17 protein-coding genes, 1 pseudogene and 1 riboswitch are annotated in these 18620 nt (G+C 37.7%); of the genes and pseudogenes, 8 read left to right on the forward strand and 10 right to left on the reverse strand.

The features are described 5' to 3' along the window. Positions 1–75 precede the first annotated feature (75 nt). The gene (locus ORNRH_RS11065) at positions 76–747 is read right to left on the reverse strand and encodes a DUF4294 domain-containing protein (RefSeq protein WP_014791927.1); all 672 of its coding nucleotides are present in this window, start codon (positions 745–747) and stop codon (positions 76–78) included. A 66-nt stretch (positions 748–813) separates the two neighbouring features. On the opposite strand from ORNRH_RS11065, the gene ORNRH_RS11070 reads away from it, so the two are divergent. The 3 genes from ORNRH_RS11070 to thiD all read left to right on the forward strand — a co-directional run bounded on the left by ORNRH_RS11070 (position 814) and on the right by thiD (position 3946). After that, a complete protein-coding gene (locus tag ORNRH_RS11070; RefSeq protein WP_014791928.1) occupies positions 814–1902 on the forward strand; it encodes a M42 family metallopeptidase in 1089 nt (362 codons plus the stop codon). Positions 1903–2104: 202 nt separating this feature from the next. Continuing rightward, entirely contained in the window at positions 2105–2989 is an 885-nt protein-coding gene (locus ORNRH_RS11075) for an IS982 family transposase (protein WP_014791929.1), read from the forward strand. Positions 2990–3133: 144 nt separating this feature from the next. Further along, positions 3134–3946, forward strand: a complete 813-nt coding sequence (gene thiD / locus ORNRH_RS11080) for a bifunctional hydroxymethylpyrimidine kinase/phosphomethylpyrimidine kinase (protein ID WP_014791930.1) — start codon at positions 3134–3136, stop codon at positions 3944–3946. Here the strand turns inward: thiD and ORNRH_RS11085 are convergent. The 9 genes from ORNRH_RS11085 to ORNRH_RS11125 form a co-directional block, all read right to left on the reverse strand. Then, entirely contained in the window at positions 3943–4992 is a 1050-nt protein-coding gene (locus tag ORNRH_RS11085; protein ID WP_014791931.1) for a HesA/MoeB/ThiF family protein, read from the reverse strand. The two genes, thiD and ORNRH_RS11085, sit on opposite strands and share 4 nt — an antisense overlap. Positions 4993–4996: 4 nt before the next feature. Further along, the gene (gene thiH / locus ORNRH_RS11090; protein ID WP_014791932.1) at positions 4997–6106 is read right to left on the reverse strand and encodes a 2-iminoacetate synthase ThiH; all 1110 of its coding nucleotides are present in this window, start codon (positions 6104–6106) and stop codon (positions 4997–4999) included. A gap of 12 nt (positions 6107–6118) precedes the next feature. After that, positions 6119–6892 (reverse strand): thiazole synthase, encoded by a 774-nt coding sequence (locus ORNRH_RS11095; RefSeq protein WP_014791933.1) that lies wholly within the window; start codon positions 6890–6892, stop codon positions 6119–6121. 5 nt (positions 6893–6897) lie between these two features. Continuing rightward, entirely contained in the window at positions 6898–7533 is a 636-nt protein-coding gene (locus ORNRH_RS11100; RefSeq protein ID WP_014791934.1) for a thiamine phosphate synthase, read from the reverse strand. A gap of 3 nt (positions 7534–7536) precedes the next feature. Beyond that, a complete protein-coding gene (locus ORNRH_RS11105) occupies positions 7537–8124 on the reverse strand; it encodes a thiamine phosphate synthase (RefSeq protein ID WP_014791935.1) in 588 nt (195 codons plus the stop codon). A 16-nt stretch (positions 8125–8140) separates the two neighbouring features. Continuing rightward, positions 8141–9997: a phosphomethylpyrimidine synthase ThiC gene (gene thiC / locus ORNRH_RS11110; RefSeq protein ID WP_014791936.1), complete on the reverse strand. Its 1857-nt coding sequence runs from the start codon at positions 9995–9997 to the stop codon at positions 8141–8143. A gap of 25 nt (positions 9998–10022) precedes the next feature. Continuing rightward, complete coding sequence (gene thiS / locus ORNRH_RS11115; RefSeq protein ID WP_014791937.1) at positions 10023–10226, reverse strand: sulfur carrier protein ThiS; 204 nt, start codon at positions 10224–10226, stop codon at positions 10023–10025. A 78-nt stretch (positions 10227–10304) separates the two neighbouring features. Next, positions 10305–10399: riboswitch (TPP riboswitch) on the reverse strand. A 360-nt stretch (positions 10400–10759) separates the two neighbouring features. Continuing rightward, positions 10760–11593 carry a twin-arginine translocase subunit TatC gene (tatC, locus tag ORNRH_RS11120; protein ID WP_014791938.1) on the reverse strand — a complete coding sequence of 278 codons (834 nt, stop codon included), beginning with the start codon at positions 11591–11593 and terminating at the stop codon, positions 10760–10762. Next, positions 11580–12554, reverse strand: a complete 975-nt coding sequence (locus tag ORNRH_RS11125) for a KpsF/GutQ family sugar-phosphate isomerase (protein ID WP_014791939.1) — start codon at positions 12552–12554, stop codon at positions 11580–11582. Before ORNRH_RS11125 ends, tatC begins: the two co-directional genes overlap by 14 nt. Positions 12555–12632: 78 nt before the next feature. On the opposite strand from ORNRH_RS11125, the pseudogene recQ reads away from it, so the two are divergent. The 5 genes and pseudogenes from recQ (at position 12633) to ORNRH_RS11150 (ending at position 18618) form a co-directional block, all read left to right on the forward strand. Further along, positions 12633–14829 (forward strand): annotated as a pseudogene (recQ, locus tag ORNRH_RS11130) (DNA helicase RecQ). 23 nt (positions 14830–14852) lie between these two features. After that, positions 14853–15221 (forward strand): sulfite exporter TauE/SafE family protein, encoded by a 369-nt coding sequence (locus tag ORNRH_RS11135; RefSeq protein WP_014791940.1) that lies wholly within the window; start codon positions 14853–14855, stop codon positions 15219–15221. An 83-nt stretch (positions 15222–15304) separates the two neighbouring features. Continuing rightward, on the forward strand, positions 15305–16744 hold the full coding sequence (locus ORNRH_RS11140) for a chloride channel protein (protein WP_014791941.1): 1440 nt from the start codon (positions 15305–15307) through the stop codon (positions 16742–16744). 33 nt (positions 16745–16777) lie between these two features. Further along, positions 16778–17281, forward strand: a complete 504-nt coding sequence (locus ORNRH_RS11145) for a hypothetical protein (RefSeq protein ID WP_014791942.1) — start codon at positions 16778–16780, stop codon at positions 17279–17281. Positions 17282–17361: 80 nt separating this feature from the next. Next, positions 17362–18618, forward strand: a complete 1257-nt coding sequence (locus ORNRH_RS11150; protein ID WP_014791943.1) for a putative DNA modification/repair radical SAM protein — start codon at positions 17362–17364, stop codon at positions 18616–18618. The last annotated feature ends 2 nt before the right edge of the window (positions 18619–18620 follow it).

The raw sequence follows: 18620 nt of genomic DNA on the forward strand, positions 1-18620 counted from the left end.
GGAAATTTTTATTGTATGGTTTAACTAAACGCTCTAAATCTCACCTACATAAGCATTGTCGAGTTTTTGAGGATGTTACTTTTTCTTTAAAGCCTCAAAAATTGGGCGTAGATTTTCTTTTTTACGAGAAGGATTTTTGTCAATTGGTTGATATTTTCCGCTGGCGATGCCTCGTTGCAAGATCACGGCTAAATATAAATCTTCGCGTGTTTTTTCGGGATCAAATTCCTTTTTTAAATCAATATTAAAAGCTCCGCCCGCGGTGTTCCATAAAAATGCCGAGAAGCCACCACGCAATTCTTTAATAATGTCATAAGTTGTTTTGCCTGTTTCTTTATTAATCAGTTTGCACAAAATTTGTCCGCGAGAAGTCGAAAGCTGTTTTAATTTCTCTTCGTATTGGTCTGCCAACTCGTTGTAGCGTTTTTTGATATAGCGTCTGCGCTCGCGCTTGCTACTGATTTGGTCTGCACTGTCTTTTACCAAATAATATTCCGTAACAGCCTTTTGCAGAAAGGGATAAATATCGTCTACACGACGCTCAAGCCAGATGTAGTATTTCTTCTCGATGTCTTTATTAAATTTTAAAGAATACGCGTTCACATCCTGCAAAACAATGGTGTGCTGGCTCCAATTGGCAGAATCTATTTCGCTATCGCTTACTTCTTTGTCAAAGTCAGGATTCTGTACTTGAGCTAAACTCATTCCCGAAATTAGCAAAACTCCTAAGGCAAAAATTCTTTTCATATCAGAAGTGTGTTTTCAAAAATTATTCCTAACTTTCGAGTTCAATAATATTTAAATTAAAATTAAATGAAAGATACATTTTTTAAGGCTAAAAGTCTTGATTTTTTAGAAAAATATTTAAATGTAGCATCGCCTACGGGCTATGAATCTGCTGGGCAAAAAATCTGGATAGATTACATCAAAAATTATGTAGATGAAGTGCGCACCGATGCCTATGGCACGGCTTACGGAATCATTAATCCCGATGCGAAGTTCAAAGTGGTAATAGAAGCGCATGCCGATGAGATTTCGTGGTTTGTGAATTACATCACCGACGACGGATTGATTTATGTTGTGCGAAATGGTGGCTCTGACCAAGCCATTGCGCCATCCAAACGCGTAAACATTCACACCGAAAAGGGAATCGTGGAAGGCGTATTCGGCTGGCCCGCTATTCACACACGCCAGCAAGGTAAAGACGAAGCACCAAAAATTGAATCAATCTTTATCGATGTTGGCGCCAAAGACAAAAAAGAAGCCGAGAAAATGGGTGTGCATGTGGGCTGTGTGATTACTTATCCCGATGAGTTTAAAATCATGAACGATAAATATTTTTGCTGCCGAGCGCTTGACAACAGAATCGGTGGATTTATGATTACCGAAGTGGCGCGTCTGCTCAAAGAAAACAAGAAAAAATTGGATTTTGGGCTATATATCACCAATTCGGTGCAGGAAGAAGTAGGACTAAATGGAGCCAAAATGATTACCGAAACCATCAAGCCAAATGCAGCCATCATCACCGATGTTACGCACGATACCACCACGCCGATGATTGATAAGAAAAAAGAAGGCGAACAAAAATGTGGCGAAGGTCCCGTGATTGCCTATGCGCCATCGGTGCACCACACATTGCGCACTATCATTGAAAAGGCCGCCAAAGACAACAAAATTCCGTTTCAGCGTGCGGCGCTTTCTCGCTACACAGGAACCGATACCGATGCCTTTGCATACAGCAATGGCGGAGTGCCTTCGGCATTATTGAGCTTGCCACTTCGATACATGCACACCACGGTAGAAATGGTGCACAAAGATGATGTGCAAAACTTAATCCGGCTGATGTATGAATCATTGCTAAAAATCGAGAATAATCATAATTTTAGCTATTTTCAGGATTAAAGATTAGTTTTTCATCCTAACTACAAGAATGACAAAATATGTTTTTTAAGCATTTTTTGTCATTCTTTTTTATCATTTAATTATTTTGAAATTGTTTCGGAATCTAAAAAAATAGAATTTAATACCCGTAATGCATTATAAAAAAGGTTGCCCATGAGCCTAAAGAAAAGTAAATTGCATTGGTTACCAATCAAATACAATTATGAGCAACCTAGAGGCAAGTTACAATTTTATTTTGAATAAACTAATAGAAATTTCAGGAACTGAAAATTTTTATTTTAAACCAGTGAAACCAAAATTATCTGATATAGAGCTGATAAGCTTAATTATTTTAGCAGAATTTAAATCTATCGATTCTGAGTACCAGCTTTTTAGAGAGATAAAAGGTTGGGCTATTGAATCTAAAATTGAAAGGAGTGTTTACAACAGAAGAAAACGAAAACTCTTCCCTTTTCTTGAAGAAATTAGGTGTAAAATGGTGAAAAAGTTCAATGATTTTGAAAACTATTTCTTGGTGGACAGCATGCCTTTAGAAGTGTGTAAATTATCCCGCTCTTCCAGAAGCAAAATCTGTAAAGAAAATAGCTTTTCAATGCCAAATAAAGGTTTTTGTGCTCCTCAAAATCTACACTTTTATGGTTACAAGCTACATGCGATCTGTTCTATTGCTGGTGTGTTCCAAAGTTTTGACTTATCTCCCGCCTCCGTTCACGACATTCATTATTTGAAAGACATAAAACTTCAAATTTCTGATTGCGTGTTACTTGGAGACAGGGGCTATCTTTCTCAAACGGTTCAGCTTGACTTGTTCAATGAGGTGAAAATCCAGTTAGAAACCCCTAAAAGAAAAAATCAAAAAGATTACAAACCTCAGTTCTATCCATTCAGAAAGTGTAGAAAACGTATAGAAACTTTATTCTCGCAGTTGTGTGACCAATTTATGATACGGCGTAATTATGCCAAATCTTTTGAAGGATTCAAAACAAGAATATTGGCAAAAATTACCTCCTTGACTACTATTCAATATCTCAATAAATTTGTCTTTCATAGTAACATTAACAATTTAAAAATTAACCTCATTCGATAATGCACTACGGGTATTTAATATATTTTTTATCATTTCAAGTTTGATTTGGAATCTAGTACTTAATTTATTCTGTCTTTGAAAACTTTATTATCTTTGTGGGGTAGACTTTACTTTCACAGTTGAAAAATATCAGTTAAGCCATTTATGAAAAAATCTCAAAATATGTTTTCAGTTTTGTCCATTGCAGGTTTTGATGGGAGTGGAGGGGCTGGTATGCAAGCAGATATCAAAACAATTTCTGCACTTGGGGGGTATGCAACTACGGTGCTGACTGCCCTGCCTGTTCAAAATACGATGGGAGTACAATCTATTTTTGAAATTCCGCCAGATGTCGTGAAACTACAGCTTGAAAGTGTGCTTGAGGATATCCGCCCCGATGCGATAAAAATAGGAATGATTTACAAAACGGAAATTGCACAAATTATAGTCGATTTTTTAGCAGAGATACCAGATGTTCCTGTTGTTTTTGACCCCGTGATGGTTTCTTCAAGCGGAAAGAAATTGTTTGAAGAGCAAGCAAACGAATTTTTAATTCAAAAGTTTCTTCCTAAAGTTTCTCTTCTCACGCCCAATCTTGATGAAGCTTCTATTTTGGCAAATATGCCGATTAAATCCGTAGAGGATATGGAACAGGCAGGAAATATAATTATAAAAATGGGCGTGCAGTCCGTTTTATTAAAAGGAGGGCATTTAGAGGGAGAGCGACTGACTTCGCTTTTTTTTGATACAGATAAATCTATTCATCGATTTGAAAGTCAGAAAATTGTTTCTAAAAATACGCACGGAACGGGCTGCACGCTTTCTTCTGCCATTGCGACTTATATTGCCTCTGGAAAGACATTTTTAGAATCCGTTTCGCTTGCACAAGAGTATGTGTATCAGGCAATTTTACATGCTAAAGATAAGGCTTGGGGAAAGGGCAAGGGTTCTCTACATCATTTTTATAAACAATTTTAAGTGTCAGAGATTCCATTTTCTAAATTTAAAAAAGCCTGATTAGGCATTTTTTGTTCTAAAAACGAAATGGCTCTAGCACTGCGAACACCGTGAGCACAATATACCACCAAGGGTTTTTGAGTGGGCAATTCCTGCCAGCGATCGGGGAGTTCGTGTAGAGGAATATGCAGACCTCCTATGTGGGAAATTTCTCGCTCTTCGTAGGTGCGCACATCTAGTAAATAATAGTTTTCCTTATTTTTTTGATAAGTTTCAAAATCTATTTCATGGTTTCTGTTTGAGCAACTCACAGTTATGGGGGAGATTTCTGTGATTTGAATATCAGGATCTTTTTCAAATTCAAAAATATTAATTTCTAGATTTAATAAATTAATTTTAAGTAATTTACCTGCTAATACATCACCGATTTCTGTTAAAATCTTAATCGCCTCATTTGCCATTAAAGTCCCTACGACACCTGGTAAAACACCAATTACGCCTACTTCGCTACAAGTTGGCATGTCGGCACTGCTCATAGGTTCTGGAAAAAGACAGCGATAGGTTGCATTGTTCCTGTAATTGTACACCGAGAGCTGCCCTTCAAATTTAAAAATAGAACCTAAAATAAATGGTTTTTCGGCTAAAACACAAGCATCATTTGTGAGATATTTTGTGCTAAAGCTATCACTTCCTTCGACGATTAAATCGTATTTTTTGAAAAGAGCTAAAGCATTTTTCTCATCTAGTGCAAAAGGATAACTTTCGATTTGGATAAAGGGATTGAGGCGAGATAAATGCTTTTTGGCAACATCTGTTTTAGGTTTCCCAAGGTCGTCGTGAGTAAATAAAACTTGCCGATGGAGATTAGTTTCGCTCACTTTGTCTGGATCTATAATTCCGATGTTTCCTACGCCGGCGGCAGCTAGATATTGCAAAATAGGACAGCCCAAGCCACCTGCCCCAATGACTAAAACAGAGGAGTTTTTTAATTTCTCTTGTTTTTCTATTCCTATTTCGTTGAGTAGGATATGGCGTGCGTATTGTCTTTTTTCTTTTTCGTTCAACATTGTTTTACCAAGCTTTTTCCCAGTCTTTCCAAACGGGTTCTAAATTACTTTTTTTCAACATATTATATACCTCATCGGTGGTGCGTTCATCTGAAATTTCAAATTGTTCCAAAGATTGAGGTTCCACAGCATAGCCTCCTGGATTTGTTTTAGATTCGGCACTCATGGAGGTGATTCCTAAGTGTATAATGTTATCTCGAAATTTAGCATTCTCACGAGTGGAAATTGAAAGTTCAATATCTTCGTCTAAAAGGCGATAGGCACAAATAAGTTGGACTAAATCCGCATCTGTCATTTCAACTTTAGGCTTGATTCCGCCACTGAATGGTCTAAGGCGAGGGAAGGAAATTGAATATTTGGTTTTCCAGTAAGTTTTTTGCAGATGTTTTAAATGCAGTGCTGTGAAAAAGCTATCTGCTCGCCAATCCTCTAAGCCTAGCAAAGCTCCGATTCCGATTTTGTGTAATCCCGCCCGTCCTAATCTATCGGGGGTTTCTAGTCTAAAATCAAAATTTGATTTTTTGCCTTTTGGATGATGCTGTCGGTAAGTTTCTCTATGATAAGTTTCTTGGTAAACCAATGTGGCGTATAGTCCCGCTTCTTTTAAATAAGCATATTCTTCTTGTTTTAATGGCTGAACTTCAATTGATATATTGGAAAAATGAGGACGCAACAACCGAATGGCATTGTATAGGTAATCTACCCCCACAGTGCGATTGGCTTCTCCTGTTACGAGTAGAATATGGTCGTAACCTTTACTTTTTATAAATTCCGCTTCTTGCAAAATTTCAGTATCTGTGAGCGTTCTGCGAGGAATTTTATTAGTAAAACTAAATCCGCAATAGGTGCAAATATTATGACATTCATTGCTCAGATACATAGGCGAATACATTTGCATAGTATTGCCAAAACGCTTTCTTGTTCGCTCGTGGCTTTCTTGAGCCATTTGCTCTAAATAGGGCTTTGCAGAAGGGGAGATTAAGGCTTTGAAATCTTCTAAATCTCTTTGTGTATGAGATAGTGCCTTTAGCACATCTTTTTCTGTTTTTTGGTGAATGCTCTGGAGCGTTTCGTCCCAGCTATAATCAGCTAAGACTTCATTAAAACTTTTCATTTCATTAAAATTTTAATCATATAAAAATTTAGTAAAAGGGCTACTAGCTTCTGCTTGATGGCTTACTTTGCCCAGCTTTGCCTCGTATGCCATACGCCCAGATTCTACGGCTAATTTAAAGGCTTTTGCCATCTGTACAGGTCGCTCAGAAACTGCAATAGCAGTGTTTACAAGCACGGCATCTGCCCCCAGTTCCATGGCATAGGCGGCGTGAGAAGGGGCTCCTATGCCTGCATCTATAATCACGGGAACATTGCTCTGTTCTATGATGATTTTTAAGAAATCGAGCGTTTTTAAACCTTTATTGGTGCCAATTGGTGCCCCTAGAGGCATTACACATTGCGCGCCCACATCTTCTAGTCGTTTGCACAAAACGGGATCGGCATGAATGTAGGGCATCACAACAAAGCCTTTTTTTACAAGCTCTTCGCAAGCTTTGAGTGTTTCTACTGCATCGGGCAATAAGTATTTAGGATCTGGATGAATTTCTACTTTTATCCAATTGGTTTCTAATGCCTCTCTTGCCATTTCGGCTGAAAAAATGGCTTCTCTAGCATCTCTCACGCCCGAAGTGTTTGGCAATAAATGAATGTGCTCAAATTGTAGTCCTTGCAAAATGGCGTCTTCTTCATTATTGGCGTCTACTCTTTTAAGTGCAACTGTTACAAGCTCGCTCTCGCTTGCTAAAATAGCTTCTTCCATTAATTGTGAAGAAGAAAATTTTCCCGTTCCTGTAAATAATCTGGAATTAAAAGTACGGTCTGCAATGGTTAATTTATTACTCATGATTTTTATTTAAAGTATGATTGAATTTCACGGACGGTAGCCTTAGGCTCTTTTTCTTGATGTAAAAATCCAGAAAGTGCAATGCCACTTATTCCTATTTTTTGTAGCTCTTCGACATCTTTTAGCTCAATGCCTCCGATGCTTATAATCGGTAAGTTGATATGGTTTTCTCTCATTTTTTGGATGATTTGTTTGTAACCTTCTAAGCCGAGAATCGGGCTAAGTTTCTTTTTGGTGGTAGTAAAGCGATAGGGGCCTAGTCCTATGTAGTCTACTTTCATATCAATAAGTTTTTGGCAATCTTCCCATGTGTTGGCGGTGCCGCCTACAATCTTATCTTTGCCTAGGAGTTCTCTCGCAATTTCTGGACTTTCGTCTTCTTTGCCAAGATGAACACCATTTGCGTGCGTAAAGTGAGCAATTTCAATATCATCGTTCACGATAAATACAACGCCGTGCTCTTCGCAGTATTTTTGCGCTTTGCTTGCAACCGACAAAATTTCTTTTTTATCGCCTTCTTTGATGCGTAGCTGCACCCAATCCACGCCAGCATCTACCATTTTTTTGATGTTCTCTAGATGCTCATTAGGCGTGTTTCCTTGACTTATGTAGTAAACTTTAGGCGTTTTTATGCATTTCATTTTTTATTGGAAAATGTTTAAATATTGATAATACAGATTTTTAAATGATTCTAAAGGTTTTGAATTCTGCCAAATGCTCCCCAAAACAGCTACACCAGAAAATCCATATTTTTTAGTTTTTTCTAGGTTATTTTGGGTAATTCCTCCCAGTGCAATAATTGGTTTTAAAGGATTTTTTAAATGAAAATCTTTCCCTTGATAATTGTTTTTTGAAATGGAATTAAAGACAGGGCTAAGCAAAGCATAGTCAAAAAGATTTTGACTTTCAGCCTCGTTTTGCAAATGAAACGAAGCCGAAAGTGTTTTATCTTTTAATCTGTAAAATTCAATTTTTTGATTAATTTTTGTTTCTTTTCTGTGGGTTTCTTTAAAGTGTAAACCTTTTAAATCAAAATGTTCAATCAATTCATGATGCTGGTGCAGTATCATTTTTTTGTGCTGGTTTTCTTCAAATTTTTGTAACCATTCCTTTGTTTTTTCTTTGTTAAAAGTTGGCTTTCGCACATGGAGAGTGATGGGGAATTCAATCATTTCACGAAGTAAATCTATTTCGTTTGGGATTTCATTTTCGGAGGTGATTACAATAAACATTTTGATTTCTATTTAGTTATAAATACACTTCGCTGCCTTTTTCTTTAAATTCTTCTGATTTCTGTTTCATTCCTTCCTCAATAGCTTCGAGTGTGTCTAGTCCATTTTCTTCGGCATAATTTCTTACTTCTTGAGTGATTTTCATCGAGCAGAAATGAGGACCGCACATCGAGCAAAAATGTGCCACTTTTGCATTCTCAGAAGGTAAAGTTTCGTCATGAAATTCTCGTGCTGTATCGGGATCTAGCGAGAGGTTAAATTGATCTTCCCATCGGAATTCAAATCTTGCTTTGCTCATCGCATCATCACGATGTTGTGCACCTGGGTGCCCCTTGGCTAAATCAGCAGCGTGTGCCGCTATTTTATAAGTAATTACGCCTGTTTTTACATCTTCTTTGTTAGGTAGTCCCAAATGTTCTTTTGGTGTAACATAGCAAAGCATAGCACAACCATACCAGCCGATCATTGCCGCCCCGATTCCGCTTGTAATGTGGTCGTATCCTGGAGCAATATCCGTAGTTAAAGGACCTAGAGTGTAAAAAGGCGCTTCGCCACATTCTTCCAATTGTTTGTCCATGTTTTCTTTAATCATATGCATAGGAATATGCCCAGGTCCTTCTATAATGCACTGTACATCGTGTTTCCAAGCAATTTTGGTCAATTCGCCTAAGGTTTCTAATTCGGCAAATTGAGGATAATCATTGGCGTCGGCAATACTTCCTGGGCGCAACCCGTCGCCTAAGGAAAAGGCGACATCATAGGCTTTCATGATTTCACAAATCTCCTCAAAATGAGTGTAAAGGAAATTTTCTTTGTGATGTGCCAAACACCATTTAGCCATGATAGAACCTCCGCGAGACACGATTCCTGTAACTCGTTTGGCGGTATGCGGAATGTATTTGAGGCGCACCCCAGCATGAATAGTGAAGTAGTCTACCCCTTGTTCTGCTTGCTCAATCAGTGTGTCTCTAAAGATTTCCCAAGTGAGGTCTTCGGCTTTTCCATTTACCTTTTCAAGTGCTTGATAAATAGGAACTGTGCCAATCGGAACGGGAGAATTTCTTAAAATCCATTCTCTGGTTTCGTGTATATTTTTTCCTGTGGACAAATCCATAATTGTGTCTGCACCCCAGCGACAAGCCCAAACAGATTTCTCTACTTCTTCCTCAATAGAAGAGGTAACGGCAGAATTCCCGATATTGGCATTGATTTTTACTAAAAAATTTCTACCAATAATCATAGGTTCGCTCTCTGGGTGATTAATGTTACAAGGGATTACGGCTCTTCCTCTAGCCACTTCGTCTCGCACAAATTCTGGTGTAATCACTTTAGGAATAGATGCTCCAAAGCTTTCTCCTGCATGCTGCTTGGTAATTTCCTTGATTGCCTGTAATTTTTGATTTTCACGAATGGCAATAAATTCCATTTCTGGAGTTATGATTCCCTTTTTGGCATAATGCATCTGTGTTACATTCTTGCCCTCTTTAGCTTTTAATGGTTTGCGGATGCGATTAAATCGCAATTCATCTAAATTTGTATTGGCTTCTCGCTGGCGTCCGTATTCCGAAGATAAGCCAGCAAGCTGTTCGGTATCTCCACGGCGATCTATCCATTCTTGGCGAATCGGTTGTAGCCCTTTTCGCACATCGATTTCGATATTTGGATCGGTATAGGCACCACTTGTGTCATAAACAAAAACGGGGTCATTTGGCGTTTTTGTTCCTTTAAATTTATCAATTGTATCGCTCAGAGTGATTTTGCGCATGGGCACCAGCACATCCTCAAAAAGGCTACCTTGTACATAGACTTTTTCGGAATTAGGAAAAGGCTCTCGGCTAATGTTTTGTTCAGTTGGTGTCACTTTTGTCTTCATGTATTTTATATTTTAGTTGAATATTTTACCCTCCTTGAGTAGCCTTGATGATTAAGATAGTATCATTCTCTTGTAGCTGAAACATTTCCCACTTGGAACGACTGATCACTTTTTGATTTACGGCAATAGCAATACCTCTTGTCGCTATATTTTTTAGAACGACAAGTTTAGAGAGCGTAGTCTCTTTTGGAATTTGTTCAATTTCAGAATTAATTTTTACAGTAATCATTGGCTCATTTTTTTACTGTAAATCTTTGAGGAGAAGCCATTGCTGACTGAGCCATCAAACTATAAAAAATATATTTTCCATAGTTTTTCAACTTTTCCCTATCGCAAGAATTATCTTGTTCAGGTTCAAAGGGTATTTCTCAGCCGATTCACTCAGCACCCCTAAAGTTTTACAAGTTTTGTGAGGGCGAATATATTAAAAATAAAATATTTAAACAAAATTATTTTAAATAAAAGGCTAAATCAAAATAATTTATCATTCTGAATTCATTTCAGAATCTCTTTGCGCTAGACCCTGAAACGAGTTCAGGGTGACAAGCGTGCGAAAAATTGTGCGTGATGTCATTCCGAACTTAATTCGGAATCTAAAAAAAATAGAATTTGGTGTATTTTTATCGTTCCAAACTAGATTTTGGATTTCTGTGGATTTTAAAACATACTTAATTATAAAGTCAAAATTCCGTGTGGGGTAGCACCTATTACCCCACACGGAATTTTGATTCTCATACCGAAAAAAAAGATTTTTAGCCTAATTTAAATGTTTTTTTCAGCCAGAGTTCTTTCTTTATTTTTATATACCCATTTCACGATTAAAATGCTCAATTCGTAAAGTAAAAGCAATGGAATAGAGGCGATTACCATACTTAAAATATCGGCTGGAGTAATGATTGCGGCAATGGTGAGCACGACTACAAAAGCGTGTTTTCGATAGGTTTTCATGAAATTGGGCGTTACCAAATCAATTTTAGCCAAGAAATAGACAAAGATAGGCAATAAAAACACCACGCCCGTAGAGAGTGTTGTTTGTACAAAAACGGAAATATAGCTTAATAATTTCCAATTATTTTCTACGCCAAACGGCTGAAAAAAGTACATGAAATGCACCGAAAGTGGCATAATGAAATAATAACTAAATCCCACACCGAGCAAGAAAAACATAATGGTGAAAAACATTGTGAGATTGCTATATTTTCGTTCCATAGGCGTGAGCCCAGGTTTAATGAATTGGAAAATTTCGTACACCACATAGGGCAGAGCGATGATAAGCCCCGCGACCAAAATTACTCCAATAATGGCAGTAAACTGTCCGCCAAACTCAAGATTGGTGAGTTCGCTTTGAATGTCAAAGGGCTTGGGATATAAATCGCCATAGCCTGTGAAATGTCCAATTTTATTGAATGCTTTGTAGGTTATAAAATTTGATTTGAGTGGTGCCATGATGAAATCCAAAATCTGTTGCCAGAAAACCGTGGCTAAAATCGCGCCTATAACTACGCCCACAATTGCACGCAGGAGATGTTTACGGAGTTCGGCGACATGATCCAGAAATGGCATGTCGTTTTTGGGAGTATTATTATTGTACTTCACTTAATCCTTCATTTGTTAATACATGGAAATCGATAATTCCAAAATAATCGTTGTTGTCATCCACTACTATAAGTTGCCCAATTTTGTTTTGATTAATGATTTTAAGCGCATCTACCGCAAGGACATCCTTATGAATGGTTTTGGGCGCAAAAGTAGCAATATCATTTGCTTTTATCCCATTTAAATCAGAATATTTTTGCAACATTCGGCGTAAATCTCCGTCGGTAATCACACCTACGATTTTGCCTTTTTGTTCTACGACAGTGATTCCGAATCGTCCCGAAGTAAGCGACTGAATCACTTCTTTGATATCGGCATCTATGTCCACACGCGGTTTTTGGCTAGAGTCTACCATGTCGGCAACTTTCCAAGAAAGTTTTTTGCCCAAGGAACCTCCTGGGTGAAATACTCCAAAATCTTCTTTGGTAAAGTTTTTTAATTGTTTCAAAATCACGGCGATGATGTCGCAAATCACAAGCTGAACGGTGGTGCTTGTCGTGGGAGCTACATCTAGGTATCCCAGCTCACGGGAGACAGTGGTATCAAGCACAATATCGGCATTTTTAGCCAAATAAGAATGCATGTTTCCCGTGATGGCAATCACTTGGTTGCTTAGTTTTTTTATGGAAGGAAGCGCATTTTTAATTTCGGCGGTATTTCCTGATTTAGAGAGAACTATCGCAATGTCTTCTGGAGCTAAAAGTCCTAAGTCGCCATGCAAGGCTTCGCCCGCATGTAGGAACTGAGCGCGTGTACCAGTGCTGTTAAGCGTAGCAACCATCTTTTCGGCAATGGGTTTGTTTTTGCCTACGCCCACAAGTACCAGTTTGCCTTTGCAGTTTTTGCAAGCATTTATGCAATTTACAAAAGATTCGTCAAGGTTTTTGCCTAAACGGAGAACTTCTTGTGCTTGTAGTTGCACGAGCTCTTGCGCATATTTTAAAATTTCTTCTGATTTCAAGGTGATAATATTTGTTGTTTTAAAAATTTGTCGTACTTTTATATTTACAAATTTAAAAAGTCTTTTTGAATTTATATTATGTCATCGAAAAATTACAAACTAAAAGAAGCTCTTAAGAAACATTTTGGCTTTAATTCTTTTAAAGGGCAACAGGAAGAAATCATTACCTCTCTGCTTGATGGAAAGGATACCTTTGTGTTGATGCCAACTGGAGGAGGAAAGTCACTTTGCTACCAGCTCCCAGCACTTATGCAGGAGGGAACGGCAATTGTGATTTCCCCATTGATTGCTTTGATGAAGAACCAAGTAGATGCCATAAGGGGATTGCACGAGGAAGAAGGAATTGCGCATGTGCTGAACTCTTCGCTCAATCGGGCTCAGGTAGCGCAGGTTTTAGATGATATTGCAAAAGGTGTTACCAAATTGCTGTATGTAGCACCAGAATCTCTGACCAAGGAAGAGTATGTAAACTTCTTTAAAGATGTTAAAATTTCTTTCTTTGCCATAGACGAGGCACACTGTATTTCGGAATGGGGACACGACTTTAGACCTGAGTATAGAAACATAAAATCTATATATTCAAAAGATTGGTGAACAGCCCATTATAGCACTCACAGCTACTGCTACGCCAAAAGTGCAAGAGGATATTCAAAAAACACTGGGCATGACTGATGCTTTGGTTTACAAAGCCTCGTTCAATCGTCCGAATTTGTTTTACGAAGTACGCCCAAAGGTAGATATTGATAAACAAATTATTAAATTCATTAAAACCAGAAAAGGACAATCAGGAATTATCTATTGCCTAAGCCGTAAAAAAGTGGAGGAAATGGCACAAACGCTTGAGCTAAACGGAATTTCTGCTTTGCCTTATCACGCTGGTTTGGATGCCAAAACACGCGCCGAGCACCAAGATAAATTCTTGATGCAAGATGTAGACATTGTTGTAGCAACTATCGCCTTTGGAATGGGGATCGATAAGCCCGATGTGCGTTTTGTGATTCACTATGATTTTCCAAAAAGCTTGGAAGGCTATTATCAAGAAACAGGACGTGCAGGTCGTGATGGTGGCGAAGGATACTGTTTGGCTTTTTATGATTATAAAGACATTGAAAAACTTGAAAAATTTCTTTCAGGAAAACCCGTTTCTGAGCGTGAGGTAGGACTACAATTGCTAAACGAAGTGGTTTCTTATGCAGAAACCTCTATGTCGCGCAGAAAATTCTTATTACACTACTTTGGAGAAGAATTTGATGAAGTGAATGGGGAAGGAGCGGATATGGATGACAATATGCGTAACCCTAAAAAAATGATTGAAGTTTCTAAGGAGCTCAAAACATTTTTGGAAATCATTGAAAAAACCAATCAAAAATTGAAATTAAAAGATTTGGTGAAATTGCTCGTGGGCAAAAACACGGTGATTACTAAATCTTATTCATTAGAAACCGAAGACTTCTTTGGGATAGGAAAAGATTATTCAGAAAGTTTCTGGAGAAGCATTGGTCGCCAGTCGATTGTAAACGATTTTGTGGAAAAAGAAGTAGAATCGTATGGAATTTTAAAATTGAATCAAAAGGCTTTTGACTTCATTGCAAAACCTCACAAATTCGAAATTGCAGAAGATCATGACTACGAGGCATTGATGAGCCAGCAAAACGATGAGCCAGTAGCTAGCGGTGGTGCTTTAGATGAAACTTTGCTTAAATATTTACAAGAACAAAGAAAAAAATCTTCTAAAAAACACGGAATTCCGCCTTTTGCTATTTTCCAAGATGCAAGTTTAGAAGACATGGCTTCGCAATATCCTACAACCATGGAAGAGCTTACCAACATTTTTGGTGTAGGAGAGGGGAAAGCCAAGAAATTCGGAAAACCGTTCATCGAACTGATTGAACGCTATGTGGAAGACAATGATATTGAAAAACCAAACGACATTGTCATTAAGCAAATTGCCAATAAGTCTACTAATAAGGTGTATATAATACAAAGTACCGATAGAAAAATGAACTTGGAAGACATAGCCAAGGCCAAAGGTATGAGCATGGAGGAACTTCTTTCTGAGATGGAAAGTATTGTATATCAAGGGACAAAAATCAATATTAATTATTATATTGAGGAAGTGATAGATGAAGATTTGCAGGAGGAAATCATGGATTTCTTGATGGAGGATGCCGAAACCGATAGTTTGGCAGAATTGCTTGAGGAGTTTGGCGATGATTTGGATGAGGAAGAATTACGCCTTATGCGCATAAAATTCATTAGCGAAGTAGCAAACTAAAATTTTATTTAAAAATTAAAAGATTGGATCAAACATTATTACTCCTATTCATAGGATTATTGGCAGGTCTCATCGGCGGACTTGTGGGGATAGGTGGTGGATTAATCATCGTGCCGTTTTTAGTTTTTTTAATGGGAATGTCTCAGCACGAAGCGCAAGGAACCAGTTTAGCCACATTGCTATTACCACTCAGTTTCCTCTCGGTATATAGTTACAACAAAGCGGGTTTCATCAATTGGAAATATGTATTAATTCTCTCCATCACCTTCATGATTGGTAGTTATTTCGGAGGCGTTTGGGCTTTAAAAATTGATCAAAAAACACTCAAAAAAATATTTGGGTTCATTATGATTCTCGGAGCTGCTAAAATGTTTTGGGATTCATATAAATAAAAATTGCAATTACTTTATTAAGTTGATAAAATTAAATAGATTTGCATTTCATTTTTTAAATCAAATCTTAAAGCATTTTACCAATGCAAAAAGTAATTAATTTTCTTAGATACTATCTACGATTATCGACTGATCGCATCCACAGTCATAAAATTAAAAACAACCTTTTACAAGCCATTCCATTCTGGGTGGGTGCCGTAATCACGGGATTATTTGCCATTTTCTATGCCAGTTTATTTAGGTATGCAGAAGAAGTCCTAGCTTGGATTTTAGGATGGCATAAGTGGCTAATATTCATTTTATTGCCTTCGGCTTTTCTGATTTCGTGGTGGCTTGTTGTAAAATTTGCACCTTACGCCAAAGGGAGTGGAATCCCACAAGTGATGGCCGCAGTAGAACTTTCTACGCCAAAGAATCATAAGAAAATACCTAAATTGCTTAGTTTAAGGGTTTTATGTGTTAAGATTATTTCTAGTGCCATCATGGTAGTGGGCGGTGGAGCCATAGGTAGAGAAGGGCCTACAATTCAAATTTCGGGTTCTATTTATAAGAAAATCAATGAATTATTGCCTGCCTCATGGCCAAAAATTTCAAGAAAAAATATGATCATGACAGGTGCAGCGGCTGGACTTTCTGCAGCGTTCAATACACCACTTGGAGGAATTGTTTTTGCCATAGAGGAACTTACAAGAACTCACCTAAGTTACTTTAAAACAGCACTTTTTACAGGAGTTATCATTGCAGGCTTCTTAACACAAAGTATCACAGGTCCTTATCTCTATTTAGGATTTCCAAGAATTGATGATATTTCCTCTTGGATTATATTTTCGGTGCTATTGGTAGCCGTGATTTCTGGAATTTTAAGTAGTTTGCTTTCGCAAGCAATGCTCAGCGTTTTAAAATTCAAAAAAACATTAAAAACTCAACGCCAAGAAGTTTATTTTTTATTAGCATCATCACTCATCATAGCAACGCTAGCCTATTTCATTAGCGAGGATATTTTAGGTTCTGGAAAAGAATTAATGGAGCGTGTGCTCTTTACCGACGAAAAAACTTTGCCTTGGTATGTGCCTATTTTAAGAATGGTAGGAACAGGACTTTCGTTTACCTCGGGAGCTGCAGGAGGTATTTTTGCACCAGCTTTGGGTGCGGGTGCCACCGTGGGGTCTGTTGTAGCAGGGTGGTTTGCTTACACTTCATCAGAAATCAATTTGTTGATTTTAGTTGGGATGGTTTCGTTTTTGGTAGGTATCACGCGTGCACCCTTTACATCGGCAATTCTTGTAATTGAAATGACCGACCGCCACAGCTTGATTTTCTATCTCATGTTTGCAGGTTTAGTTGCTTCGTTTGTAGCATTTAACATCAACAGACACTCGTTCTATGATGTGCTTAAAATGGGCTATTTAAAAGATTTAAACGACGAAGATAGAAAAGAAAAAGCTACCGCTTTGGCAACTGAAACAGAAAAATTAAATGTAGCAACAGAAGTGCAAGGCGATAAAAGCGAAGAATTAAAATAAAATTTTTTCATCTTGATTTAAAACATTTTAAAAATGAAAAAAATCGTATTTTTTATATTTTTGAGTGTATTGATTTTCTCTTGCAAAAACAACGATGATGACAATCATTTTGATGTCGATTTATTAAAGCATAAAACTTGGGTTGCTCAAAAAGAATTGCCCAATAAAGTTTGGAACGACACGCTGACTTTTAATGCAAATCATACATCAATCCTAAAAACTAAATTGATTGATGGCTTGTGGAATAATACCGATGTTCAGATTTCTTCTCATTGGGAATTAAAGGGAAACCAAATTATTTTTTCAGATTTAAAGGTGAATTTAGTTTCATCTAAATCTCCTTGGATTAGAGAAGATATTGAAGACGAAAACGCTGTGAATGGCGGTATCAAGTATGGAGAAAATGGCAAAAATGATAATTCAGAAAAACCATTTTTCACTAAAAACAAAGAGATTTGGTATATTCAAAAACTGACCCAAAATCAATTGGTGGTGCAAGATGATAATCACCAGATCACGACTTATACCGCTCTATAAAATTATATAGAATTTATGATTTTTAAGGCTTAGGCTTTCTTTGGTTTTTCTTACTTTTGCTCAAAAGCAAGGGGCAAAAAATGAATTTTGATAGAATTAAAGAAAAACTAGAAATCCTAGCAGATGCTGCTAAATACGATGTTTCTTGCTCATCGAGCGGAGGCAATCGTAAAAACAAGGGTGGGCTGGGAAATAGCCACGCATCGGGGATTTGCCACAGCTTTACCGAAGATGGCAGATGTATTTCTTTGCTTAAAATTCTATTGACCAATCATTGCATTTACGATTGTGCCTACTGCGTTTCTCGTCGCAGCAACGACATTAAGAGAGCGGCTTTTACGGTGGACGAGGTGGTGGATCTCACCATGAATTTTTATCGCCGAAATTATATCGAGGGATTATTTTTAAGTTCAGGAATTTTTAAAAATGGAGATACTACCATGGAGCGTTTGGTGCGAATTGCCAAAAAGTTACGCACCGAGCATAAATTCAATGGGTATATTCATCTCAAGTCTATACCAGGAGCGAGCGAGGAGTTGATGCGCGAAGCGGGACTTTATGCAGATAGACTTTCGGTGAACTTAGAAATCCCGACCGAACAAGGCTTAAAACTTTTGGCTCCCGAGAAATCGCACAAAGATTTGGTGAAACCTATGCGCACGATTAAACAAAATTTAGAAATTTATAAATCGGAGCGAAAAATCATCAAAAGCACGCCTAAATTTGCACCTGCGGGGCAATCCACGCAAATGATTGTGGGAGCCACCAACGAAACGGATTTAAAAATAATTCATGTCGCCAATTATTTTTACAAAAAATACGACATGCGTCGCGTATATTATTCTGGGTATGTGCCTGTTTTAGAAGATAATAGATTGCCTTCGCTTAATACCCAAGTGCCCGTTCAGCGTGAGCATAGATTGTATCAAGCCGATTGGTTGATGCGTTTTTATGGATTTGAAGCCAATGAAATTTTGGACAGCGAAGCACCTTTTTTAGATTTAGAAATCGATCCAAAATTGGCATGGGCGATAAGACACCGCGCGCTTTTTCCCGTGAATATCAATACAGCTCCGAAGGAACTTTTGCTTAGGATTCCGGGCGTGGGTGTAAAATCGGTTTTGAAGATTTTAAAAGCCCGAAAATTTCAAAAATTAACCATAGAACATCTCAAAAAAATGGGCGTGGCGACCAATCGAGCCAAATTCTTTATAGAAGGAGCAAGTCCTAATCGTTTTAATCAATTTCTTGAAAAACAGAATTTAAGACAATTATTACTTAACGAAACCAAATCTAAATGGTCTAGCCTTTATGGCGAGCAATTGTCTTTGTTTTAATG

It is taken from the genome of Ornithobacterium rhinotracheale DSM 15997, assembly GCF_000265465.1.
GTDB lineage: Bacteria > Bacteroidota > Bacteroidia > Flavobacteriales > Weeksellaceae > Ornithobacterium > Ornithobacterium rhinotracheale.

What these genes read in the sequence shown, in the direction of transcription:
- ORNRH_RS11075 (WP_014791929.1), top strand. Translation starts at nt 2,105, where the DNA reads ATGAGCAACCTAGAGGCAAGTTACAATTTTATTTTGAATAAACTAATA.
- ORNRH_RS11100 (WP_014791934.1), bottom strand. Translation starts at nt 7,533, where the DNA reads ATGAAATGCATAAAAACGCCTAAAGTTTACTACATAAGTCAAGGAAAC.
- thiS (WP_014791937.1), bottom strand. Translation starts at nt 10,226, where the DNA reads ATGATTACTGTAAAAATTAATTCTGAAATTGAACAAATTCCAAAAGAG.
- ORNRH_RS11070 (WP_014791928.1), top strand. Translation starts at nt 814, where the DNA reads ATGAAAGATACATTTTTTAAGGCTAAAAGTCTTGATTTTTTAGAAAAA.
- ORNRH_RS11140 (WP_014791941.1), top strand. Translation starts at nt 15,305, where the DNA reads ATGCAAAAAGTAATTAATTTTCTTAGATACTATCTACGATTATCGACT.
- ORNRH_RS11105 (WP_014791935.1), bottom strand. Translation starts at nt 8,124, where the DNA reads ATGTTTATTGTAATCACCTCCGAAAATGAAATCCCAAACGAAATAGAT.
- ORNRH_RS11095 (WP_014791933.1), bottom strand. Translation starts at nt 6,892, where the DNA reads ATGAGTAATAAATTAACCATTGCAGACCGTACTTTTAATTCCAGATTA.
- ORNRH_RS11085 (WP_014791931.1), bottom strand. Translation starts at nt 4,992, where the DNA reads ATGTTGAACGAAAAAGAAAAAAGACAATACGCACGCCATATCCTACTC.
- ORNRH_RS11065 (WP_014791927.1), bottom strand. Translation starts at nt 747, where the DNA reads ATGAAAAGAATTTTTGCCTTAGGAGTTTTGCTAATTTCGGGAATGAGT.
- thiD (WP_014791930.1), top strand. Translation starts at nt 3,134, where the DNA reads ATGAAAAAATCTCAAAATATGTTTTCAGTTTTGTCCATTGCAGGTTTT.
- ORNRH_RS11150 (WP_014791943.1), top strand. Translation starts at nt 17,362, where the DNA reads ATGAATTTTGATAGAATTAAAGAAAAACTAGAAATCCTAGCAGATGCT.
- thiH (WP_014791932.1), bottom strand. Translation starts at nt 6,106, where the DNA reads ATGAAAAGTTTTAATGAAGTCTTAGCTGATTATAGCTGGGACGAAACG.
- thiC (WP_014791936.1), bottom strand. Translation starts at nt 9,997, where the DNA reads ATGAAGACAAAAGTGACACCAACTGAACAAAACATTAGCCGAGAGCCT.
- ORNRH_RS11145 (WP_014791942.1), top strand. Translation starts at nt 16,778, where the DNA reads ATGAAAAAAATCGTATTTTTTATATTTTTGAGTGTATTGATTTTCTCT.